This is a genomic window from Actinomyces qiguomingii, from assembly GCF_004102025.1.
Lineage (GTDB): Bacteria > Actinomycetota > Actinomycetes > Actinomycetales > Actinomycetaceae > Actinomyces > Actinomyces qiguomingii.
On sequence record NZ_CP025228.1, the window covers coordinates 1523684 to 1544719 of the forward strand.

Below are 21036 nucleotides of genomic sequence, written 5' to 3' on the forward strand. Positions count from 1 at the left end.
GTGAGATCTTCCTTACTGTCGGGATATGGACATGACGCGCTCTTCCCTGGAGACCCCGCCCCCGGCCTGGGGGCGCTACGACGGCCCCTCGGGCCGCGGACGCACTACCGCTCGGTTGACTGGAGATCGCCCACTGGTTGTCTGGACGCTGGCGACCTGCATCCTGATCGCCCTGCTGCTCGTGGTTGCTATCACCCCGTCCCTGTACACCGTCTCGGGACTCGCACTGAGCTTGTCTTCACTGGCAGCTTGGGGCGTGCTCAGCGCTAGGGTGGTGCGGGGGCTGCGGTGATCCGAGCGCAGGTGGCGTCATGGCATGCTTTGGATGCCGCTCTGGCGGGGCCAAGGATGGCTCTGGCGGCCTGTTCTCCGGTCCGGTCGCACCGTTTATGATCTGCGCATGGCTCTCAGCGACCGCGAGTACCGCAAGGCCTTCTACCAGGCCCTGAACATCCAGCAGGGACGCAGCATGTCCGAAGAGGACGAGTACGAACGCTTCTACGTGCCGATCTACGCCAGTCCTAACGGACCAGCTGGGCCTGACCTGGTTGCCGAGATCATTAACGCCATTGACTTCACCACCGGCGGCTCAGTGCAGCTGCTCTCCGGCTACCGGGGAGCGGGCAAGACCACGGAGCTGATGCGCCTGCGGCGCAAGCTAGATCCGGAGCGATACGTCCCCGTGTACTGGGATGTTGAGGACTACTTCAACACCGAACTGCCGATTGATGAGGGCACATTCCTTGTGGGCCTGGCCGCGGGCTTCGTTGACAACTGTGAGGATGCTGGCCTGCCGCAGGACAAGCTTCGTGAACGTCTCTGGGATTTTCTGGGACGAATGAACGTAAACATGGAGGCCTCCGCCGGGCCGATCTCGGCGGGCTGGGGCCAGGACGGGGCTATTCATACGCAGGTGGGAGTAGGGCCGGTTGCGTTGGGTCTGCGCGCAACTCTGCGTGATGATGAGTCCTTCCGGGCGCAGGTGAGAAAGGCGCTGGAGTCTAATCGGGCCGTATTCCGGAAAGAGATCCACCAGTTCTTCACCGATGTGGTTGCGGACCTGCCGGGCGAGCGCACTCCGGTATTCATCGTGGACTCTATCGACCACTACCGGGGGCGGGCAGACACCTTCGATCAGGTGCGTGAGTCTGTGGAGTCGCTGTTTTCCGTCTACGCCGATGAACTTGCTCTGCCTGGCATGCACGTGGTCTACACAGTCCCCATCCATGCGAATCCACCGGGGTGGCGCGGGCAACGATGGCCGGTCCTGAATGTGAAGGTGCGCGAGAGGGACGGCTCAGACTGTGCTGAGGGTATTGAGCTGCTCCGTGAAGTGCTATCCCGCCGCGCGCCGGAGCGGAACCTGGAGCGGTTACTGGGTGATCAGGTTGATCGCGTGATACGCGACTCCGGCGGATTATTTCGCGACCTTTTCCGGCTGGTAGCAGGTCTGCTCCTCAAGGAGGGAGCTCTACCGGTTGACGTCGTTGAGATTGAGAGTGCGGAAAACAGGGAGCGTTCCAACCTTGACGTCGGATTGAGCGAGGAGCACTTGGAAATTCTGGTCGATGTACAACGAACTAAATACCTGCGGGTTCCCCGGGAACGCTCGGCGCTTGCCTGGGAACTGCAGGCACGAGGCGCTATGATGTGCTACCGTAACGGAACTGTCAACTGGTACGGCGTGCATCCCTTGCTTGAGCCGCTGGTGGCGGACATGAATGAGCAGTCCTGAATATGTGGGATCCGGAGCCTTTGCGCATCATAGGCGTAGATGAGGCATGGTCGGAGTTGCGCCACCATCTGGACTGGACAGTGGGTCAAGGTACGGTAGTGTTCATTGCGGCCCAGTCCCGTGATCAAATTGAGGATATGTGCTCTCGTGCGCGGATGTGGGCGGCGCGAGCGCACACTCACTGGCATGAGGCCCCACAGGGCGAAGGTGTTGCCCAGTGGCTCTCCCGCAGCCCGTCGGCGCCGGGCGTGCTCTGGATTGATGCCTGGGATGGCGCCCAGCGCATTGTTGCCTTGCACCGGTTGAACGAACTCAGGGTGAGAATGGTGCAGCACATAACGGGCTGTGTCATCATCAGCGGGCCCACCGAGCTTTTGGTCGACGCCGTGCGGGAGGCCGTGGACCTGTGGTCCGTACGCTCGCTGACACTCAAGATTGCAAGCCGAGCAGCGGACCACTCGGAGTTCACGGACGTACCCGCATTTGACGCTGAAGCTCGTGTGCTCGGGGGTGACGGCAATCAATCCGCGTGGCGGATCACGCTGCCGCCCGACCTGCGGAGTGACGAGGCGGCGAGAGTGTTGCGTGAAGTGGAAAGGGTCCGCCGCCTGCTCCTAAATGATCCGATTGCCGCGCGCCGCTTGCTGGAGAAGTATAACTGGGGGCAATCGATCGTGGGGGGAGTTCTGTTCGGTCTGGTACGGGCTGAAATTGCTGGGATGCTTGGTGATGCGACTGCCGTTGAGGTTATTCTTGCTGCGTGTGTAGAGAGAGCTAAGAAAATGCCTGATGCGTTTGCCGTCCAGGTCATCGCGGCTGCGTGGCAAATCGGTGTTGCGTTCGGCGCTTTGGACTCTGCGGGGTTGGCGGCCGACTATTTGGTGGATCGTGGCCGGAAGTTGGTTGGTGCTTTGGGTGCGCCGGAGACGCGGGGTGACTTGGTGACTGCGCTTAAAAGCGTGGGGCGAGTGGCCGAGGCTCGTGGCGAGTGGGAGGTGGCGGGCCGGGCGTATGGGGAGGCATTGGAGATATCGCGGGAGTTGGCCGGTGAGTTGGGTACGGCCGAGGCACGGCGTGATTTGTCGATCTCGCTGAACCGTGTGGGTGATGTGGCGCAGGAACGTGGCGAGTGGGAGGTGGCGGGCCGGGCGTATGGGGAGGCATTGGAGATATCGCGGGAGTTGGCCGGTGAGTTGGGTACGGCCGAGGCACGGCGTGATTTGTCGATCTCGCTGAACCGTGTGGGTGATGTGGCGCAGGAACGTGGCGAGTGGGAGGTGGCGGGCCGGGCGTATGGGGAGGCATTGGAGATATCGCGGGAGTTGGCCGGTGAGTTGGGTACGGCCGAGGCACGGCGTGATTTGTCGATCTCGCTGAACCGTGTGGGTGATGTGGCGCAGGAGCGCGGCGAATTGGTGCAGGCGCAAATGGTCTACGAGGAGTCCGCGGAGATTGCGCGGGAACTGGCGGAAGACTTGGGTACGCCGGAGGCTCGGCGCGATTTACTGGTGTCGCTTAACAATGTTGGGGATGCGGCCGAGGCGCGCGCTGAATGGGGACAGGCGCAAATGGTCTACGAGGAGTCCGCGGAGATTGCGCGGGAACTGACGGAAGACCTGGGCACGCCGCAGGCGAGGGGTGACCTGGCGGCTCTGCTTCAAAATGCGGGATGGGTGGCTGAGGCGCGTGGCGACTTGGAAGTTGCGAGTGAGGTCTACGCGGAGTCGCTGGCAATCTGTAGGGAGCTGGCCAGCGAGCTGGGCACGCCGCAGGCTCGGCGTGGTTTGTCGATCTCGCTGAATCGTGTGGGTGATGTGGCGCAGGAGCGCGGTGAGTTCAGCTCAGCGGCCTTGGCATACGGGGAGTCGCTGGCAATCTGTAGGGAGCTGGCCAGCGAGCTGGGCACGCCGCAGGCGCGGCGTGACTTGACGGTCTCGCTGGACCACGTTGGGGGAGTTGCTGAGGCGCGTGGCGACTTGGAAGTTGCGGGTGAGGTCTACGCGGAGTCGCTGGCAATACGTAGGGAGTTGGCCGATGTTGATGATAAGCCGCAGGCACGCCGTGACTTGGCGGCTGCACTGGATAACGTGGGGTGGGTGGCGCAGGCTCGTGACGATTGGGCCGTGGCGGGCGATGCCTTCCGGGAAGCACTGACAATATGCCGTGAGCTTGTAGACACCGTAGGTACGCCCCAGGCCTACCGGGACCTGGCAGAAGTACTCGCCCATGCAGCGCATGCGGCGCAGGCCCAAGGCCATTGTGGAACCGCTGACGCCTTGAACCAAGAACGCGAGCGCATCATCCACCTCTTGGAGGAACAAACCGAGGTCTGACTCCGCTTTCCCGCTCCCGCCGCAGTCCTCTGGGCCGAGGAAGCACGGACTTCCTGAAGCCGCCTATGCTGTGCCGAGTCATGCTCGCCCGCCCCGGCGAGCCCGCACGCACTCGAGGTGGTTCCCGTGAAACAGCAGGCAGCCCAGGAAACGGCGCAGCCGGCCCCGGCGGCGGCGAGGCCGCAGCGCCCCACACTGCGAGTCGGTGTCCTCGGCTCCGGCACCGTCGGCACCCAGGTGATTCGGCTCCTGCTCGAACAGGCCGATGACTTCGCCGCCCGCTCTGGCGCGCGCCTGGAGATCACCGGCGTTGCCGTCCGCGACGTGGACGCCCCCCGAGATGACGCCGTCCCACGCGAGCTGCTCACCGACGATGCCCAGACTGTGGCCACCTCCAATGACATCGTGGTTGAACTTATCGGCGGTATTGAGCCCGCCCGCAGCCTGATACTGGCAGCCTTCGCCTCCGGAGCCAGTGTGATCACCGGCAACAAGGCCCTGATCGCCGCGCACGGCCCCGAGCTGTACGCGGCCGCCGCCGAGGCGAACACCGACTTCTACTACGAGGCCGCCGTCGCCGGCGCCATCCCCGTTGTCTACGCCCTGCGCGAGTCCATGGCCGGGGACCGCGTCACCAGCGTGCTCGGCATCGTCAACGGCACCACCAACTACATCTTGGACGAGATGAGCACCAAGGGCCTGTCCTTCGACACCGCCCTCGCCGCTGCCCAGGAGCTCGGCTACGCCGAGGCCGACCCCACCGCCGACGTCGACGGGCTCGACGCCGCCGCCAAGGCCGCCATCATCGCCTCCCTCGCCTTCCACACGCGCGTCGGTCTCGACGACGTCGAGGTCGAGGGCATCCGCTCCATCACCTCCGACGACATTCGCGAGGCCCACGCCTCCGGCTGCGAGCTCAAACTTCTGGCCATCGCCCAGCGCTGCGAGGACGAGCAGGCCAACGGTATCTCCGTGCGTGTGCACCCCGCCCTGGTACCCGCGGATCACCCGCTCGCCAGCGTTCGCGGCGGCTTCAACGCCGTGCTGGTCGATGCCGAGGCCGCCGGGCGGCTGATGTTCTACGGGCAAGGAGCCGGCGGCACCCCCACCGCCTCTGCCGTGCTATCCGACGTCGTCGCCGCTGCCGCTCACCGCGTCAACGGAGGGCAGGCTCCCCGTGAGTCCAGCTATGCCGAGCTGCCGATTCTGCCCCCCGAACAGGCACTGACCCGCTATCAGATCCAGCTGCGTGTAGCCGACGCGCCCGGTTCGCTAGCAGCTGTCGCCCAGGTATTCGGTGACTATGACGTCTCAATTAACTCCGTGCGGCAGGCCAGTTACGTTGACGTCGGCGACGAACTTGCGCTGGTGACCATTGTCACTCATGCTGCTCCGGTGGGCAGGCTTGAAGCCGCTGTGGACGGGCTGCGTGCCCAGGAGCGCGTAGCCGAGGTCGTCTCCACCCGCCGTGTAGAGGGACTGTGACAGCGCGATGAGACTGTCCAACGAATGCGCTACGGTGCGCGTGCCCGCGACCACCGCGAATATGGGTCCAGGCTTCGACTCCTTCGGCATGGCCTTCACCTACTACGACGAAGTAGAGGTCCGTCCCATCGTGGGCGCCACCAAGGTCACGGTACAGGGCGTGGGGGAGGGCATCGTCCCCACCGACGACTCCAACCTGGTGGTGCGTGCCCTGCGTGCTGGCCTGGACGCGGCCGGCGCCCCCCAGGCTGGCTTCGAGATGCGCTGTATTAACCGCATCCCCCACGGTGGTGGTATGGGTTCCTCGGCAAGCGCCGCCGTCGCCGGGCTCATGCTCGCCCGGGGCCTGCTGTCGGACCCTGAGGCGCTTCCGGACGAAGAGGTCTTCCGAATCGCTACCGGCTTCGAAGGACACCCGGACAACGTCGCCCCGGCGGTATTCGGTGGTGCCACCGTCGCCTGGATCGAGGTCGACGGCACACCCCGCTCCGCACCCATGCCGGTGGACGCCACCCTGGCGGTGAGCCTGCTGGTGCCGCCGTCAACGACGCGGCTGAGCACCGAGGAGGCCCGTAAGGTTCTGCCCGATTCAGTTCCGCGCGCCGACGCCCTGTTCAACACCTCTCGGGCCGCGATCCTCATGCTGGCGCTTGCCGGCCGCCCCGACCTGCTCATGGCCGGCACCGAGGACCGGCTCCACCAGGAGTACCGGCGCGGCGTGTTGCCCGCATCCATGGCGGTAATGGACTCCCTGCGTGAGCAGGGCTATCCGGCGGTCATCTCCGGAGCCGGGCCCACGGTGCTGGTCCTGGCAGACTTGTCTCAGCAGACCCGGTTCACTCTGGAACGCCACGGTTGGACGGTGCTGCGCCCCGGCATCGATCTGGCCGGCGCACAACTGGTGTAAAAGGGTTCACATCCACCACGCTTGGTGATGTGAATCAGAGCCCCCAATGTCTGCTAGAGTTTTGTGTGGCGGCGAGCCAGCGCTAGGCGGCGCGCCGCATGCGCACCGGGCCGAGGCCGCAGGCCCTGCCACGGACTTCACCGGTGCACGACTTCACCCGTGATAATCCGGGACAGTCCCAGATACATCTGCCATTCCTGGCCGATGCTCACACCGTTAAGGACACTCGTGACCGAGATTTCCAGCGCGCGCCCTCCGCTATCAACCATGCGGCTGGCCGAGCTTCAAAGGCTCGCCTCAACCATGGGGCTAAAGGGCACCTCACGTATGCGGAAAAGCGAGCTGATCGCCGCGATCCGCGAACACCAGACCAATGACTCCGCTGCTTCCGTCGCCCCCGCAGTGCGCACAACCCCGGGACAGACGACCGAGCAGGCCGGGCCTTCCACCGCCGTCGGGCGCCGTGGGCGATCGGCTCCTTCCGCGGACACCGCAGCCACGTCGAATCCCGGACAGGACGTGGCCACAAACGCGCCAGTTTCACGAAAGACGACGGGCGCGCCGGATCTCGATCCGGTTTCGGAACAGACGGGTGATTCTTCCGCCCGGGCCCGTTCCCGACGTCGAGTCATCGCCGCTGCCGGCGCACCCAAGGACGTGCCTTCCGGTCCTTCCGAGCCACTGACCCTTGACCTGCCGCAGCGTTCGGAGGCGTCGGATTCCTCCGTGCAGGCGGCACCCGCGCGCGCCGTGCGCCCCGGCGGAGTCCGCCGCGATGGGGCTGCGGTAACGCATGAGGGCCAGGATGGCCTCCGGCGCCCTCGGCGGCGCGTTCAAGCCGCCTCCGGTGCACCTGAACGCCGAACCGGAAACGACAACGCCCCCGAGGACCACGCCGACGCCAAGGCCGCCCTCATGCGAGACCTGGCCGACGCCACCGGCACCCCGACTGTTGAGCCGGGAGAACGTCGCCGCCGGCCTGGCAACGACTGGGACGAGCAGTCCGATGAGGATAACCGCGGCGGACGCCGTCGGCGCGGCCGCAAGCGCCGCGATCGTGATGGGCGGGGAGATTACGACTCCAACCAGGACGGGCGCGGACAGCACTCCCGGGACGATGAGGTCCTGTTGCCGGTCGCTGGCATCCTTGACGTCGCCGACCATCAGCACGCCTACCTGCGGACCTCCGGCTACCTGCCCGGTCCCAAGGACGTATACGTAAGCGGACAGCAGATCAAGGACAACGGGCTGCGTGCCGGAGACGCCGTCACCGGCTGGGTGCGCGAGAACGGCGACAATGCCGGCTCGGGCGGTGGCTCCGGGCGCGGACGTCGGCAAAACCGCGCCAACAGGCTGAAGTACAAGCCGCTGGTGTCGGTGGAAACGGTCAACGGCATGGAGCCCGAGCGTGCCAAGCGGCGCCCGGAGTTCACTAAACTCACGCCTCTGTATCCGCAGGAGCAACTACGCCTGGAGACCACGCCCAAGGCACTTACGCCCCGCATCATCGACTTGGTCTCACCGATCGGCAAGGGGCAGCGCGGTTTGATCGTGTCCCCGCCCAAGGCCGGTAAGACGATCATCCTGCAGCAGATCGCCAACGCTATCGCCATCAATAACCCCGAGGCACACCTTATGGTGGTCCTGGTGGATGAGCGGCCAGAAGAGGTCACCGACATGCAGCGCACGGTCAAGGGCGAGGTCATCGCCTCCACCTTCGACCGCCCCGCATCCGACCACACCACCGTCGCCGAACTCGCCATCGAACGCGCCAAGCGGCTGGTGGAGCTGGGGCAGGACGTGGTGGTGCTGCTCGACTCCATTACCCGTTTGGGACGCGCATACAACCTGGCCGCGCCTGCCTCCGGCCGCATCCTGTCCGGTGGTGTGGATGCCAGTGCACTGTATCCGCCCAAGCGGTTCTTCGGCGCCGCCCGCAACATTGAGAACGGCGGCAGCCTGACGATCCTGGCCACCGCGCTGGTGGAGACCGGTTCCAAGATGGATGAGGTCATCTTCGAGGAGTTCAAGGGCACCGGCAACATGGAGCTGCGTCTGTCGAGGCAGCTGGCCGAACGACGCGTCTTCCCGGCGGTCGACGTCGCCGCGTCCTCCACGCGCCGCGAGGAGTTGCTCATCGACCCTGCCCAGTTGAAGATCATGTGGCGCCTGCGGCGGCTCTTCTCCGGCTTGGAGCAGCAGCAGGCTCTGGAACTGGTGCTGGGCAAGATGAAGGAGACCCAGTCCAACGCGGAGTTCCTCATGGTCATCTCCAAGACCACTCCGCAGGGCAGTTCTCTGGCCGACGCCGACGACGACACCAAGCTCGCCTGACAGCCGTGCGCATGGGAGGGGGAGGCGGACCCTCGGCGTTCGCCTCCCCGCCCACTGGCCCCGCATGGGAGCGGACCGCTCGTCTATGAAAATCAACCGATCTCGATGTTTATAGCAGCCGAACTCGGTGGCCGGTCTCACTTGATGCGGTGGCGCACTACCTTGTCGTGTCCCGGGCCGGGGTGGCAAAATATCCGACCGGCCTCCGGTTCACCCGCGCGCCCGCGTGGGACCCGGGACCCTCAGAAACCCCAAGGAGAAACATGAAGCAGGGTATTCACCCCGAGTACGCGCCCACCACGGTGACGTGCACCTGCGGCAACCGCTTCGAGACTCGTTCCACCGTCACCTCCGGTGAGATCCGCGTGGATGTGTGCTCGGAGTGCCACCCGTTCTACACCGGCAAGCAGAAGATCCTCGACACAGGTGGCCGTGTGGCCCGCTTCGAGGCCCGTTACGGCAAGCGCAAGAAGTAAGCACATCACGCTTCTCGTCACTTCGACGATTCATGACTTTGGGGTACGTTCCACGGCCGCTCGATGCGCATGGAACGTACCCCAAGGTCTAATCTGGCGCCGTTATATCCAGTCCGCCCGCGCCAGGCGGAGAAAGGTGAGTTGTGAGCGCCGAGGACTTCTCCGCCGTCGCGCCCCTGCTGCAGGAGCATGCCGATATCGAGCGGCAAATGGCAGATCCCGCCGTCGCCGCCGACCCTGGTGCTCTGCGCCGCCTGGGTCGCCGCTATGCCGAGCTCGGACGCGTCGTGGAGGCACACCGGGCTTGGAGGGCAGCCGCTGTGGACTTGGCCGACGCCGTTGAGCTGGCGCGTGACGACGCGGACTTCGCGGCCGAGCTGCCCGCCCTGCGCCAGGCCGAGCAGGATGCCGCCGCCCGCCTGCGTGAGGTGCTGACCCCGCACGACCCCGACGACGCGCGCGATGTGATCATCGAGGTCAAGGCCGGTGAAGGCGGGGAAGAATCGGCCCTGTTCGCCTCCGACCTGGCCCGCATGTACACCCGCTACGCCGAACGCATGGGTTGGGCCGTGGAGGTCATGGACGCCACCGACTCCGAGCTCGGCGGCTACAAGGACGTGCGCCTGGCCATCAAGGCGAAGGGTGCCGTCGAGCCGGCCGACGGAGTGTGGGCGCACCTGAAGTATGAGGCGGGCGTGCACCGGGTTCAGCGCGTCCCCGTGACCGAGAGCCAGGGTCGCATCCACACCTCCGCCGCCGGCGTACTGGTGATGCCGGAGGCCGATGACCCGGGCGAGCTGGAGATCGACCCGGCCGACCTGCGCATTGACGTGTTCCGCTCCTCCGGGCCGGGCGGACAGTCCGTGAACACCACCGACTCCGCCGTGCGCATCACCCACCTGCCCACGGGGATCGTCGTGTCCATGCAGAATGAGAAGTCTCAGTTGCAGAACAAGGAGGCGGCGCTGCGCGTGCTGCGGGCCCGGCTGCTGGCCGAGCGCGCCGCTGCCCAGGCAGCTGAAGATGCTGCCACCCGCCGCTCCCAGGTGCGTACGGTCGACCGCTCCGAGCGCATCCGCACCTACAACTTCCCCGAGAACCGCATCGCCGACCACCGCACCGGCTACAAGGCCTACAACCTCGACGCCGTGCTCGACGGCGACCTCGGGCCTGTCATCGATTCGGCGATCGCCATGGACGAAGCCGAGCGCTTGGCCGCTGCCGGCGAGCAGTTGTGAGCGCGATCGACCGTTACGCGCTGCGGCGGATGGTGCGTGAGGCCGGACGCACGCTGGCGCGGGCCGGGGTGGCCTCGGCGGAGAACGACGCCCGGCTACTGGCCGAACACCTGCTGTGCCGGCCGGTGCTGCTCGCCGACGGCGCCCCGGAGGATTTCCCGGTCGCCTACGCGGAGTTGGTGGAGCGCCGGGCCACCCGGGAGCCGCTCCAGCACATTGTCGGCATCATGTGGTTCCGGGGGCTGGAGCTGACCGCCCGGCCGGGAGTGTTCATCGTCCGCCCCGAGACCGAGGTGGTTGCCGGGGTGGCAATTGATGCCGCCCGCGCGGTCGCGGCGGGTGAGAGGCGCGCCCCGGTGGTCGTGGACCTGTGCACCGGGTCGGGCGCCATTGCTGCCTCCGTTGCCAGGGAGGTCTCCACCGCTCGTGTGTTGGCGGTTGAAAAAGCCCCCTCCGCCGTCGACCTGGCGCGTGAGAATTGTCAACGCCTGGTACCGAGCCGGGTGAGGGTGATCCGCGGCGACGCCACCGACCCGGCCGTGCTCGCCGAATTGGACGGGCGAGTCGATGTGGTCGTCTCCAACCCGCCGTACGTGCCCGCGGGAGCGGTGGAAGATCTGGAGACCGAGCGGCATGACCCGGACCTGGCCCTCTATGGCGGGGGAGGGGACGGGTTGGCGATACCCCGCGCCATCGTGAAACGGGCGGCGGCCCTCCTGCGCCCCGGCGGGGTGCTGGTCATGGAACACGACGCCGGGCAGGGGACCGCGCTGCGCCAGGCCGCCCTCGGTGCCGGCTTCACCGAGGCGGTCACCGGCCAGGACCTCACCGGTCGCGACCGCTACCTACGGGCTGTCAGTGAGAGAGCCTCACGGGCCTGACACCTATCTTCGGTACCTCCGCCCCGCGGGTGTTCGGCTCGGTCGCGCCGGGCGATGCCGGTTAACAGTCGGACCTCGACATCCTCGTTGGCCTTGAGGACCCTAATCGGCGCACACTTATGCGGATTGCTGGTCTCACCGAGGGAATGCGCCGCGTGCTCGGTCGCCCAGTCGATGTCCTCCCCCCGGTAGTGCTCAGCGATGCGGTCTCGCGTGAAGCACTGGCGGAGGCGGCAATGCTTGCTGACGTCCTGGACACAGATTTGCGGCAGCTCGCTGGGATTCTCGCCTCTGAACTGGACACCGAGTAGGGCTGCTGTCCACGGTCGGCATCTGCGGTTCCGCGCTGCTACGCACCCCACTTGAATAAGCGGGCCCCCAGGGTCGCGCAGACCACTGTCATGATGACGAGTACCACCACGGCTGTTGTGTACTGGGACCATGCCTGTCCGGTCCACTGTCCGCGCAGCAGCTCGGAGAGGTAATAGAAGGGGGAAACCTTTTGGATCCGCTCCAGGCCCGCGGGTAACTCGGCGGTGGGGACGAAGGCTCCTGAGGTCAGGATCGATGTGAGGAACAGGCCGTTGCCGATCCCGTTGGCCGCCTTGGAGCCGGGGTATATTGCGGCCAGCGCGTAACCCAGGGTCAGGAACGCGACCAGCCCCAGGGTGGCGGCGCCCAGCACGCCGACCGCGCTGCCGCTCATCGTGGCGCCGAATCCGAGCGAGCCGACCAGCAGCGCCAGTATGACGCCGACCAGGGTGATGAACGCGTTGACGGTCAGGTCTGCGGCAACGTACGTCCACGGGCTCAGGGGCGTGGCGCGCAGGCGGCTCAGGGCACCGGATTCGCGGGCCTGGAGCTGACTGATCGGCAGCAGCATGAAGCCGGTCATACCCATGACCATGGCGGCGCAGGACGGCAGGATCGCGTCGACGAAACCTCGATTGCCGAACTGTGGCATCGGGTCGTTGCCGAAGACCACGCCCAGGATCGCCACCAGCAGGGGTGCGAAGACGATGGAGAAGAACAGGCCGATCGGCTCGCGCAGGGACGAGCGGATGAGCATTACCGTCAGGGTCTTGTAGGCACGCATCTCAGCGCTCCTCTCGCATCGAACGGCCGGTGAGGTTCAAGAAGACGTCCTCCAGGGACGGGGCGGTGGTGGACATGGCGTGCACGGTCACGCCGCAGCTGTTCAGGTGCTCCAGGACCCGCTGGGCGAAGCCCCCGGTCCCGTGCACAGTCGCGGTGGGCGTGCCGGTGGCGCCGTGCCCCCGCTCGACGCCGGTCACGCCCTCGAGCCCGGACAGGGACTCCTGCGCCTCCTGGGCCAGTTCGAGCTGAAGGGTAGCGGGGCCGCCGTGGGCGGAGATGAGGGCGGGGACGGTATCCATGGCGATGAGACGGCCGTGGTCGATTATGCCCACACGGTCGCACAGGGCCTCCGCCTCCTCCATGTAATGGGTGGTCAGGACCACCGTGGTGCCGTCGTCGCGGATGTCGCGCACGACGTCCCACATGGCCAGGCGAGCCTGCGGGTCCAGGGCCGTGGTCAGCTCGTCGAGGAACACCAGCTCGGGCTCGTGCAGCAGGGCCAGGGCGATGAAGACCCGCTGGCGCTCCCCACCGGAGAGCCTGTCCACATAGGAGACCGTCTTGGCGGCGATGCCCAGGCGCTCCAGGAGAGGACGCCACGGCTGGGTGCGGGGGAAGAAGGAGGAGAAGAGCTCCAGCACCTCGCCGACCTTGAGTCGCGGTGGCAGGGCGGCCTGTTGCAGTTGGATACCGGTGCGCAGGGACAGGGCATGGGCATCGGCGATCGGGTCCAGGCCCAGAACCTCGATGCTGCCCGACGTCGGCGTGGCCAGTCCCTCGATTCGGCTGAGAAGAGTGGTCTTCCCGGCGCCGTTGGGGCCGATGATCCCAAAGATCTCTCCGGTGTGGATCTCCAGGCTGACCGAGTCGAGGGCGGTCAGGTCGCCGAAGTGCTGGGTGACGTCCTTGCAGACGACGGCGCTCATGACTCATCCCCGGGGGTGCGCGAGGCGGTTGGCGGCTGGGCGGTGGTGGGCGCTACCGGAGGCGGCGCAGCGCCGCCCAGGGTGGCGGCGAAGAATTCCTCGAAGAGTTCCTGACGAACGATGGCGATGCCCTGCTCGGCGTCTGCCAGGAGGAGGATGCTATCCCCCGGCTGGATCCCGCACAGTTCGCGGGCGGCCTTGGGGATGACGATCTGGCCCTTGGGGCCGAGTGTGATGGTGATTGCGAACTTGCCGGGGGGTGGTCCTGGTGGTGTGGTCATGGCCGTAGGCTACACGAGTAAGAAAAGTAAGACTATTAGGATTCGTAAGAAAATTTGGAGCGAGGTGATAGGTCTGGGCTGTGGGAAGGTGCGAGCGAGTGTGAGCAGTGGGTGACGGCACTGGTAGGTACTCGCCCGTCCTGGCGCATTGCCCTGGTACCTAGCCGGACAAGGGGATCGCAGTCCTGCGCCAGTAGGCGAGCAGGTGTGCAAGTCAGTGTCAACGTCCTCGCCCGAGTCGCCACGCCGAAGCAGACCGGCCCTGGCAACGGGGTACCGGCGGGTCCTGGCTGATCGCGCGGCCACCGGGCAGACTCGTCTGCACAGTGGACGACGGCGGACTTGCGTGATCGATTCCGCCGTCTCTGTCCAGTCGAACCCTTCTGAACGGAGTTTCCACATGGCTACTGTCCTTGTGATCGGATCAACCGGAAAAGTTGGACGCGTCGTCGTCGAGGAGGTCCTCCAGGGCGGTCACACCGTTAAGGCCCAGACGCGCAACGCTCGGCGGGCGCGCCGCTGGCTGCCCGAGGGCGCCGAGATCGTCGAGGCGTCACCAGTTGACGCCGAGGCGCTGCGTCCGCTCGTCGCGGACGTGGACGCCGTCATCCTCACCCACGGCACCGACCACGATGGCAGGGACGGCGCCACCTTCTACGACGTGGTCCGCGCCGTCGTCGACGCCCTGGGGGACAGCGCGACCCACATCAGCCTCATGACCACCATGAGCGCCTCTCACTCCGCTGGCGACGAACTCAGCAAGTATCCGTGGGTGGAATGGAAGCGTCGCGCCGAGCGCTTCCTGCGCGCCTCCGGCCGCCCTTACACCATTGTGCGCCCCGGCTGGTTCGACTACCAGGGGCCGGCGGACCGCCAGATCGACCTGCGGCAGGGTGACCTGGTCACCGGGCAGCCCGGGGTCGATCGGCGTCATATCGCCCAGGTGCTCCTGGAGGGAACGCTCAACCCTTCCGGCGCGCGCCGCACCGTGGAGATCTTCAGCAAGGCCGGCGACCCGGTCACCGACTTCGAGGCCCTGTTCGCCGCGACGCGCGCGGATGAGGAAGGTGTGATCGACGGCGTGCTCGACACTAACAACGTGCCGCTGGCCAGCGAGCCGCAGCGCGTCCAGGACGACCTCGCCCGACTTGGCAAGTGACGGCTAAGAGAGGCAGTCATCAAAAACGTTCCGCCCCGCGGCATCGTCGCAGGCATACCGGCGCAAGTAATCCGCGAGAAGTAGCCGCATAGCCGGACGGCGCAGACGCGCAGCCCAAACCCGAATCACCCTGAGAAAGTGAGAACAGTCATGCCTACCGAACTCGAGCACAAGGACGCCATCCGCGAGGTCGTTGACCGCTTCTCCAACCTGGAGGTAGACGTCGCCGAGCAGTCCAAGCTGTTCACCCCGGACACGCACGTCGTGGTCTACAACGCCGACGGCTCCAAGATGATGGAATTCGATGGCGCCGACCAGCTCGTCGAACTCTTCGGAGCCGCCATGGTCGGCGTCAAGACCTCCTTCCACATCAACGGTCAGCAGGTCATCACGATCGACGGCGACACCGCCACCGACGTCCACTACGGCCAGGCCCTGCTCGTACAGGAGCAGGACGGCAGGGACGTGCTCCTGTCCCACTCGATCCGCTACATCGACACCCTGGTCCTGCGCGACGGCAACTGGCGCATCAGCCGCCGCGAGCAGCATTTCGTGATCTCCGAGACGCGCGACTACTGACGCGCTCTCCTTGATGCGGTGACGGCTGAGCCCGCCTCCCGAATGCGGGGGCGGGCTCAGCCGTCGTTTTGCTCAACGGATGACGGTGCCGGTGTCCTGTACTTCAGGAAGGCGCGCCTCCCATCGCTGGGTTGTTTCTAGACGCGGATCAGCCCACGAGGACGTTGGCGAGTCGCTGATGACGTCTGACCGCCGTGATTGAATCTGCCGCGAACCCGCCACACGAGAGGAAGCGCCATGCACCGCCGTTCAATCGCCCTTTACGTCACCGACACCATGGCTGACTGGGAGTACGCCTACCTGACAGCACAGATCACGGTGGCCGAGCGCATGCGTCCTGGACGGTTCCAACTGCTGCTGGTGGGCGATGGCCTCGAACCCGTGCGGTCGCAGGGAGGTATGCCGATCACCCCCACGGCGGACCTCGGAGCGTTGTCCGCGCTGCGAGCAGAGGGCGCCCTGGCGGCCCTGGTCATCCCGGGAGGGGACTACTACCACGCGGGACACGAACGACTGATCGCTACTGTCGGGGAAATGCTCACAGCGCAGGTGCCGGTGGCAGCCATCTGCGGCGCCACCTACCTGCTGGCACGGGCCGGCGTGCTCAACGAGCGCAGGCACACCTCCAACTCCTCGGACTTCCTGGCTGCGAGCGGCTATCGAGGAGCCGACCGCTACGTCAACGCCGTCGTGGTCTCCGACCGCGGCGTGACCACGGCATCGGGCCTCAACGCCGTGCCCTTCACCGCGGAAGTCATGCGCGTCACCGAGCTTTTTCCCGGTGAGGTTGCTGACGCCTGGGAGCGCCTATACTCCACCGGTGATGCCCAGTACTACGGGGCCTGGGCGCAGGCCGCCGATGCCTGGGCGCGATCCTGACCCGGCTCCCGCCCCATGGTGGAAATGTCCGAGATCGGCGTAAACCCCTCCGCTCGGCGGCATCGAGGCCGACGAAAGTGCGGAATATCAACGATCTGCTAGGTGTCACCCGCCGTCTCAGGCTCCTTTATGCCGATCTCGGACAGTTTTGAGGAGTGGTGCAGTCGCCCCAGGCGGAAGCCAGTTCTTCTCCAAAGCCCGAGCCGCTCATAGCAGCCGCTCTCAGCCGCTGGCTCCAGCAGAGGGTGTTTGGGGGGTGTGGTGGTTCGTTGGGTGGTGGTGGCGTGTGTGTCTGGGTTGGAGGGCGCCTGCGCGGCTGGGCTGGGCGGGTTGGCCGCTGAGACCGGCACTTGTGACACATCGAGACCGGCACTTGTGACGTACTGAGACCGCTTCTTGGCCTTTGAGGGGGTGTTGGCCTGAGGATTCGTGTGTTGCCGTGACGGTTCGTACCTTCGCGTCAGGGTTCGTATGATCTGATCAACGATTCGCACCTTCTTGTGACGGTTCGGCACCCAGGGGTACGTACCGTCGCCGGAAGTGCCGAAGCGTTGGTGCCAAGTGACGAACCGTCATGCGAAGTGACGAACCGTCACCCCGGGGAGTACGGGTGCACACGTCGGGTCTGCGCCCGGGCGGTCATGCCTTGGGTCCGGGGGCGTGTTGAGTAGGGCATCAAGATCGCCGACGTGCGTCGTCGATGGTCGCGGTCCCGGTCCGGCACCCATCGACAACGACCACCACACCCTCAAACCGGAAGAGCCGGTAATAGCGCCTCAATCTGTGGCAGCAGTGTCGGAATCTTCTGCGTAGCGGCCTCGTAGACGAGTCTGACATCCACCGTTCCATACTCGTGCGCGAGGATATTACGCATACCCACGATGCGATGCACATCCGGTATCCGTTCTGCTGTTTGAGGATCAGTTCGGCGTAGGCGGTTGAGCGACTCGCCGAGGATCTCGAGTTGACGCTCAACTGCGGAACGTCGCATTGCGTCCGAAGCGAATTGTTCCCAACCGATACCGTCGACAAAGGCGATCACGGACCGTGCGGCCTCGGCCGCATCCCATAGGTAGGCCGCTTTGTCACCGCACATAAAGGTCCTCTGCCGTGGCCAGAACCGACTCCCGGAAGTAGGGGTTACGAAGAGAATCTGTGGTCACTAGGTCTACGGCGCGGCCCGTTGCCTGCTCTAAGGCCTCCTGCAGACCAAAGAAATCGTCGAAGCGGCTGCCTCGGCCCTCCTGGAAGTCCACGAGAAAATCGACGTCGCTAGTTGCCTGATCGAAGGAGCCGCTAACTGCGGAACCGAAGATTCGAAGCCGTGCCACGCCGAAGCGCTGACAGGCGTCCTTGACTACGTCCGGGTCAACTATAACGGCGGCGATCATGGCTCCAGTCTCGCAGAAGCCTTCCTCCCGCCCAAGAGGCTGCTACGAACTGTCACATGACTTGCTGGCGGCAAGCGCCAGATGCCCAGCCGGTGGACTGGAACGAGGGATACTCCGCCACGGATGCGGAGGCTGGGAGCCGCCGCGGTGCGCGCCGTCTCGAGTCGACCGTCTAGGCTTGGCCCCGAGATGAACGACGCGACGAACTCCCTCTTCGGTGCACTGCCCATGCCTGGCTCCGAGGCCATGCCTCCGCCGGAGGCCGCCCTGCCCTCACTCGACCCGGCCGGCGCCGGCTGGGACGACGACTCGTGGGCCGACGTCGAGCCTCCGGCCGAGGAAGACCTGGCCGCCTACGACCCCGCGGAGGAGGCCTCTGCCCCCTCAGCCGCCGACGTGGCCGCCGTCGCCTCCACCTGGGAGGAGCGCCAGGCCGAGGTCTCGGCTCTTGTTGCCCGCGCTCAGGCCAACGCCGCCGCCGCACGCGTACGCGCCGGTGTCGACGCCGAGGGCGCAGCGAACCGGACGGTCGGCCCCGGCGCCCTGCGCGGCTACGGCATCACCACCGACCCGGCGGACCTGCTTGCGGGCCTCAACCCCGCGCAGGAGCAGGCCGTAACCCACGCCGGCTCCCCGCTGCTGATCATCGCCGGCGCCGGCAGCGGCAAGACCCGGGTGCTCACCCACCGTATCGCGTACCTGCTGGCCACCGGCCGGGCCCACCCCGGTGAGATCCTCGCCATCACCTTCACCAATAAGGCCGCCGCGGAGATGCGCGAGCGCGTGGCCGGCCTGGTGGGGCCAGCCGGAGAGCGCATGTGGGTGTCTACCTTCCACTCCGCCTGCGTGCGTATCCTGCGGCGCGAGCACGAGGCCGCCGGGCTGCGCTCCACCTTCTCCATCTACGACGCCGCCGACTCCACCCGCCTGATCACCCTGATCGTGCGCGAGCTCGGCATCGACCCCAAGCGCTTCACCCCCAAGACCTTCGCCGCCCGCATCTCGGACCTGAAGAACGAGCTGATCACCCCGGAGGAGTTCGCCGAGCGCGCGGTGACCTCCAACCCCTTCGAGCGGCACCTGACCGAGGTCTACAGCGCCTACGCACGGCGCCTACTGGCGGCCAACGCCCTGGACTTCGACGACCTGATCATGCGCACCGTCCAGCTGCTGCAGACCAAGCCGGCGGTGGCGGAGATGTATCGGCGCCGCTTCCGGCACGTGCTGGTGGACGAGTACCAGGACACCAACCACGCCCAGTACGTGCTGGTGCGCGAACTGGTGGGTGGCCCGGGCACCTCCGGTGCCGGCTCGCCCGTACCGCCCGGGGAGCTGACCGTCGTGGGCGACTCCGACCAGTCCATTTACGCCTTCCGCGGTGCCACCATCCGCAACATCGAGGAGTTCGAGCAGGACTACCCCAGCGCCCGGACGATCCTGCTGGAGCAGAACTACCGCTCCACCCAGAACATCCTGTCCGCCGCTAACGCGGTGATCGCCCGCAACACCGGGCGGCGGGAGAAGAACCTGTGGACCGCCTCCGGCGACGGCCCCAAGATCACCGGCTACGTGGCCGACTCCGAGCACGACGAGGCCCGCTGGATCAGCTCCGAGATCGACCGGCTGGCCGACGAGTGCGGCGTCTACCCCCGCGATGTCGCCATCTTCTACCGCACCAACGCCCAATCCCGGGCGCTGGAGGAGGCCTTCGTCCGCTCCGGCCAGCCCTACAAGGTAGTCGGCGGCACCCGCTTCTACGAGCGGCGCGAGATCAAAGACGCCATTGCCTACCTGCGCGCCGTCGACAACCCCGACGACGACGTCTCCATCCGCCGCGTCCTGAACGTCCCCAAGCGCGGTCTAGGGGACAAGGCGGAGGCCGCCCTGGCCGAGCACGCCGCCCGCCACGCTGTCTCCTTCGGCACCGCCGTGGCTGACGCCGCCGGCGCTCCCAGACCGGGTCCGGTCGGAGACACGGGGGACGGTGAGATTACGGTGCCGCCCGCCGTCGTCGGGCTGACCACGCGCGCCACCCGGCAGGTGACGGGCTTCCACGAGCTGCTCACCTCCCTGCGCCACGGACGGGATGCCGGCGACGGCGTGGCCGACATCCTCGACGCCGCCCTGGACGCCTCCGGTTACCTGGCTGAGTTGCGCGCCAGCGACGACCCGCAGGACGCCAGCCGCGTGGAGAACCTGGCCGAGCTGCACGCCGTCGCCTCCGACTTCCAGGCCGCAAACCCCGACGGCACACTCGCCGACTTCCTCGAGCGGGTCTCGCTGGTGGCCGACTCCGACCAGTTGCCCCCCAGTACGGACGCGAACGATCAGGATGGTTCCCGGGAGCAGGGACAGGTCACGCTGATGACCGTGCACACCGCCAAGGGGCTGGAGTACCCGGTCGTATTCGTCACCGGCCTGGAGGACGGAACCTTTCCGCACTCGCGCTCGCTGGCCGACGAGACCGAGCTGGCCGAGGAACGCCGCCTGGCCTACGTGGCCGTCACCCGCGCCCGCGAGCGCCTGTACCTGACCCGTGCCGCCGTACGCTCCGCCTGGGGGAGTGCCACCGCGATGCCGCCCTCGCGGTTTGTGGACGACGTACCTGAAGACACGATCGAGTGGAAGCGCTTGGCCTCCTCCATGGATGCTCTGCGCGGCGGTGGCACCGGCTGGGGGTCCTCCTGGGAAGATGGCGGCTTCGGTGCGCGCCGTGGTTACGGGCGCCGCGTTGAGGAGGCCCCCGACGACGACGGCGACTTCGCTCCGGCCATCGGCGCCGGCCGGCGCACCCGAACCGGCAGGCTGGGGCGGGTGGAGACCCCCAAGGATCGGGCCGAGGCCCGCCGCGCCAAGCGTTTGGCAGCGCGCGGCAAACCCGTTCGCCTGGGGCCCTCGGCGCAGTCCGGGTCCGAGGCCGCGGGTCCGGGTGACTCCGCTCTACCCGAGGCCGTGGCCGGGCTGAGGGCCGGGGATCGGGTGCGCCATAAGTCCTATGGTGAGGGCAGCGTGATCGCCATTGAGGGTACGGGCCGTTCCACGGTCGCCCGCGTGGAGTTCATCGTCGACGGCGCCCCGGCCACCAAGCGCCTGGTGCTGCGGCTCGCACCGATAGAGCGGATTTAACTGGAAGACCTGACGGGTTGTCTGAGAGGCTGAGGCTACTGCTGAATCGGTGAGCACACCGGGGCGTGGTCGGTGCGGCGCAGCCCACGGTGAGCGGCGTCTATGTTACGTTGGCCATGCTTATTGGAAGCAGACAGAGGTGGGTCGCGTCTAGAGCCCGGATCGTCCCGTGCATGATCGTGCAGGTTCGCACCCGGGAGCCGCTCGG

At 66.6% G+C, this 21036-nt stretch carries 19 protein-coding genes; 14 read left to right on the forward strand and 5 right to left on the reverse strand.

Features of this window, described 5'->3' with window-relative positions:
• Nucleotides 1-31 precede the first annotated feature (31 nt).
• The 10 genes from CWT10_RS06260 to CWT10_RS16760 all read left to right on the forward strand — a co-directional run bounded on the left by CWT10_RS06260 (nucleotide 32) and on the right by CWT10_RS16760 (nucleotide 11700).
• Entirely contained in the window at nucleotides 32-292 is a 261-nt protein-coding gene (locus CWT10_RS06260) for a hypothetical protein (RefSeq protein ID WP_128683321.1), read from the forward strand.
• A 108-nt stretch (nucleotides 293-400) separates the two neighbouring features.
• Entirely contained in the window at nucleotides 401-1735 is a 1335-nt protein-coding gene (locus CWT10_RS06265; protein ID WP_103063176.1) for a hypothetical protein, read from the forward strand.
• A 323-nt stretch (nucleotides 1736-2058) separates the two neighbouring features.
• Nucleotides 2059-4068 (forward strand): tetratricopeptide repeat protein, encoded by a 2010-nt coding sequence (locus tag CWT10_RS06270; RefSeq protein ID WP_168190760.1) that lies wholly within the window; start codon nucleotides 2059-2061, stop codon nucleotides 4066-4068.
• Between the two features lie 126 nt (nucleotides 4069-4194).
• Nucleotides 4195-5553, forward strand: a complete 1359-nt coding sequence (locus CWT10_RS06275; protein WP_103063174.1) for a homoserine dehydrogenase — start codon at nucleotides 4195-4197, stop codon at nucleotides 5551-5553.
• Nucleotides 5554-5560: 7 nt separating this feature from the next.
• Entirely contained in the window at nucleotides 5561-6460 is a 900-nt protein-coding gene (gene thrB / locus CWT10_RS06280; protein ID WP_103063173.1) for a homoserine kinase, read from the forward strand.
• A 228-nt stretch (nucleotides 6461-6688) separates the two neighbouring features.
• Nucleotides 6689-8794, forward strand: coding sequence for a transcription termination factor Rho (gene rho / locus CWT10_RS06285; RefSeq protein WP_103063172.1), 2106 nt, complete (start codon nucleotides 6689-6691; stop codon nucleotides 8792-8794).
• A 263-nt stretch (nucleotides 8795-9057) separates the two neighbouring features.
• The gene (rpmE, locus tag CWT10_RS06290) at nucleotides 9058-9270 is read left to right on the forward strand and encodes a 50S ribosomal protein L31 (protein ID WP_103063171.1); all 213 of its coding nucleotides are present in this window, start codon (nucleotides 9058-9060) and stop codon (nucleotides 9268-9270) included.
• A 143-nt stretch (nucleotides 9271-9413) separates the two neighbouring features.
• Nucleotides 9414-10508: a peptide chain release factor 1 gene (gene prfA, locus CWT10_RS06295; RefSeq protein WP_103063170.1), complete on the forward strand. Its 1095-nt coding sequence runs from the start codon at nucleotides 9414-9416 to the stop codon at nucleotides 10506-10508.
• Nucleotides 10505-11389: a peptide chain release factor N(5)-glutamine methyltransferase gene (gene prmC / locus CWT10_RS06300; RefSeq protein WP_233188152.1), complete on the forward strand. Its 885-nt coding sequence runs from the start codon at nucleotides 10505-10507 to the stop codon at nucleotides 11387-11389. Before prfA ends, prmC begins: the two co-directional genes overlap by 4 nt.
• Before the next feature lie 155 nt (nucleotides 11390-11544).
• Nucleotides 11545-11700 (forward strand): hypothetical protein, encoded by a 156-nt coding sequence (locus CWT10_RS16760; protein WP_158247655.1) that lies wholly within the window; start codon nucleotides 11545-11547, stop codon nucleotides 11698-11700.
• A gap of 38 nt (nucleotides 11701-11738) precedes the next feature.
• On the opposite strand, the gene CWT10_RS06305 is transcribed toward CWT10_RS16760, so the two are convergent.
• The 3 genes from CWT10_RS06305 to CWT10_RS06315 are packed head-to-tail and all read right to left on the reverse strand — an operon-like array spanning nucleotide 11739 to nucleotide 13694.
• Nucleotides 11739-12485 carry an ABC transporter permease gene (locus tag CWT10_RS06305; protein ID WP_103063168.1) on the reverse strand — a complete coding sequence of 249 codons (747 nt, stop codon included), beginning with the start codon at nucleotides 12483-12485 and terminating at the stop codon, nucleotides 11739-11741.
• A 1-nt stretch (nucleotide 12486) separates the two neighbouring features.
• Nucleotides 12487-13413 (reverse strand): ABC transporter ATP-binding protein, encoded by a 927-nt coding sequence (locus CWT10_RS06310; protein WP_103063167.1) that lies wholly within the window; start codon nucleotides 13411-13413, stop codon nucleotides 12487-12489.
• Nucleotides 13410-13694: an AbrB/MazE/SpoVT family DNA-binding domain-containing protein gene (locus CWT10_RS06315; protein WP_103063166.1), complete on the reverse strand. Its 285-nt coding sequence runs from the start codon at nucleotides 13692-13694 to the stop codon at nucleotides 13410-13412. Before CWT10_RS06315 ends, CWT10_RS06310 begins: the two co-directional genes overlap by 4 nt.
• 400 nt (nucleotides 13695-14094) lie before the next feature.
• Here CWT10_RS06315 and CWT10_RS06320 point away from each other — a divergent pair, with 400 nt between their 5' ends.
• The 3 genes from CWT10_RS06320 to CWT10_RS06330 all read left to right on the forward strand — a co-directional run bounded on the left by CWT10_RS06320 (nucleotide 14095) and on the right by CWT10_RS06330 (nucleotide 16311).
• On the forward strand, nucleotides 14095-14853 hold the full coding sequence (locus tag CWT10_RS06320; RefSeq protein ID WP_103063165.1) for an NAD(P)H-binding protein: 759 nt from the start codon (nucleotides 14095-14097) through the stop codon (nucleotides 14851-14853).
• Nucleotides 14854-15003: 150 nt separating this feature from the next.
• A complete protein-coding gene (locus tag CWT10_RS06325) occupies nucleotides 15004-15432 on the forward strand; it encodes a nuclear transport factor 2 family protein (RefSeq protein ID WP_103063164.1) in 429 nt (142 codons plus the stop codon).
• Between the two features lie 237 nt (nucleotides 15433-15669).
• Nucleotides 15670-16311, forward strand: coding sequence for a DJ-1/PfpI family protein (locus tag CWT10_RS06330; protein WP_103063163.1), 642 nt, complete (start codon nucleotides 15670-15672; stop codon nucleotides 16309-16311).
• A 748-nt stretch (nucleotides 16312-17059) separates the two neighbouring features.
• Here CWT10_RS06330 and CWT10_RS06335 read toward each other — a convergent pair.
• Together CWT10_RS06335 and CWT10_RS06340 are read right to left on the reverse strand one after the other, a co-directional pair.
• Nucleotides 17060-17407 carry a HepT-like ribonuclease domain-containing protein gene (locus CWT10_RS06335; protein ID WP_103063162.1) on the reverse strand — a complete coding sequence of 116 codons (348 nt, stop codon included), beginning with the start codon at nucleotides 17405-17407 and terminating at the stop codon, nucleotides 17060-17062.
• Entirely contained in the window at nucleotides 17397-17702 is a 306-nt protein-coding gene (locus tag CWT10_RS06340) for a nucleotidyltransferase family protein (protein ID WP_103063161.1), read from the reverse strand. The genes CWT10_RS06335 and CWT10_RS06340 overlap by 11 nt, the downstream gene beginning before the upstream one ends.
• 189 nt (nucleotides 17703-17891) lie before the next feature.
• On the opposite strand from CWT10_RS06340, the gene CWT10_RS06345 reads away from it, so the two are divergent.
• Complete coding sequence (locus tag CWT10_RS06345; RefSeq protein ID WP_103063160.1) at nucleotides 17892-20828, forward strand: UvrD-helicase domain-containing protein; 2937 nt, start codon at nucleotides 17892-17894, stop codon at nucleotides 20826-20828.
• The last annotated feature ends 208 nt before the right edge of the window (nucleotides 20829-21036 follow it).

Bases quoted from the DNA above. Each gene is read 5' to 3' on its own strand.
- CWT10_RS06330 (WP_103063163.1), top strand. From the start codon at position 15,670: ATGCACCGCCGTTCAATCGCCCTTTACGTCACCGACACCATGGCTGAC.
- CWT10_RS06335 (WP_103063162.1), bottom strand. From the start codon at position 17,407: ATGTGCGGTGACAAAGCGGCCTACCTATGGGATGCGGCCGAGGCCGCA.
- thrB (WP_103063173.1), top strand. From the start codon at position 5,561: ATGAGACTGTCCAACGAATGCGCTACGGTGCGCGTGCCCGCGACCACC.
- CWT10_RS06315 (WP_103063166.1), bottom strand. From the start codon at position 13,694: ATGACCACACCACCAGGACCACCCCCCGGCAAGTTCGCAATCACCATC.
- CWT10_RS06260 (WP_128683321.1), top strand. From the start codon at position 32: ATGACGCGCTCTTCCCTGGAGACCCCGCCCCCGGCCTGGGGGCGCTAC.
- CWT10_RS06320 (WP_103063165.1), top strand. From the start codon at position 14,095: ATGGCTACTGTCCTTGTGATCGGATCAACCGGAAAAGTTGGACGCGTC.
- rpmE (WP_103063171.1), top strand. From the start codon at position 9,058: ATGAAGCAGGGTATTCACCCCGAGTACGCGCCCACCACGGTGACGTGC.
- CWT10_RS06270 (WP_168190760.1), top strand. From the start codon at position 2,059: ATGGTGCAGCACATAACGGGCTGTGTCATCATCAGCGGGCCCACCGAG.
- CWT10_RS06325 (WP_103063164.1), top strand. From the start codon at position 15,004: ATGCCTACCGAACTCGAGCACAAGGACGCCATCCGCGAGGTCGTTGAC.
- CWT10_RS06345 (WP_103063160.1), top strand. From the start codon at position 17,892: ATGAACGACGCGACGAACTCCCTCTTCGGTGCACTGCCCATGCCTGGC.
- CWT10_RS06305 (WP_103063168.1), bottom strand. From the start codon at position 12,485: ATGCGTGCCTACAAGACCCTGACGGTAATGCTCATCCGCTCGTCCCTG.
- CWT10_RS06265 (WP_103063176.1), top strand. From the start codon at position 401: ATGGCTCTCAGCGACCGCGAGTACCGCAAGGCCTTCTACCAGGCCCTG.
- CWT10_RS06340 (WP_103063161.1), bottom strand. From the start codon at position 17,702: ATGATCGCCGCCGTTATAGTTGACCCGGACGTAGTCAAGGACGCCTGT.
- CWT10_RS06310 (WP_103063167.1), bottom strand. From the start codon at position 13,413: ATGAGCGCCGTCGTCTGCAAGGACGTCACCCAGCACTTCGGCGACCTG.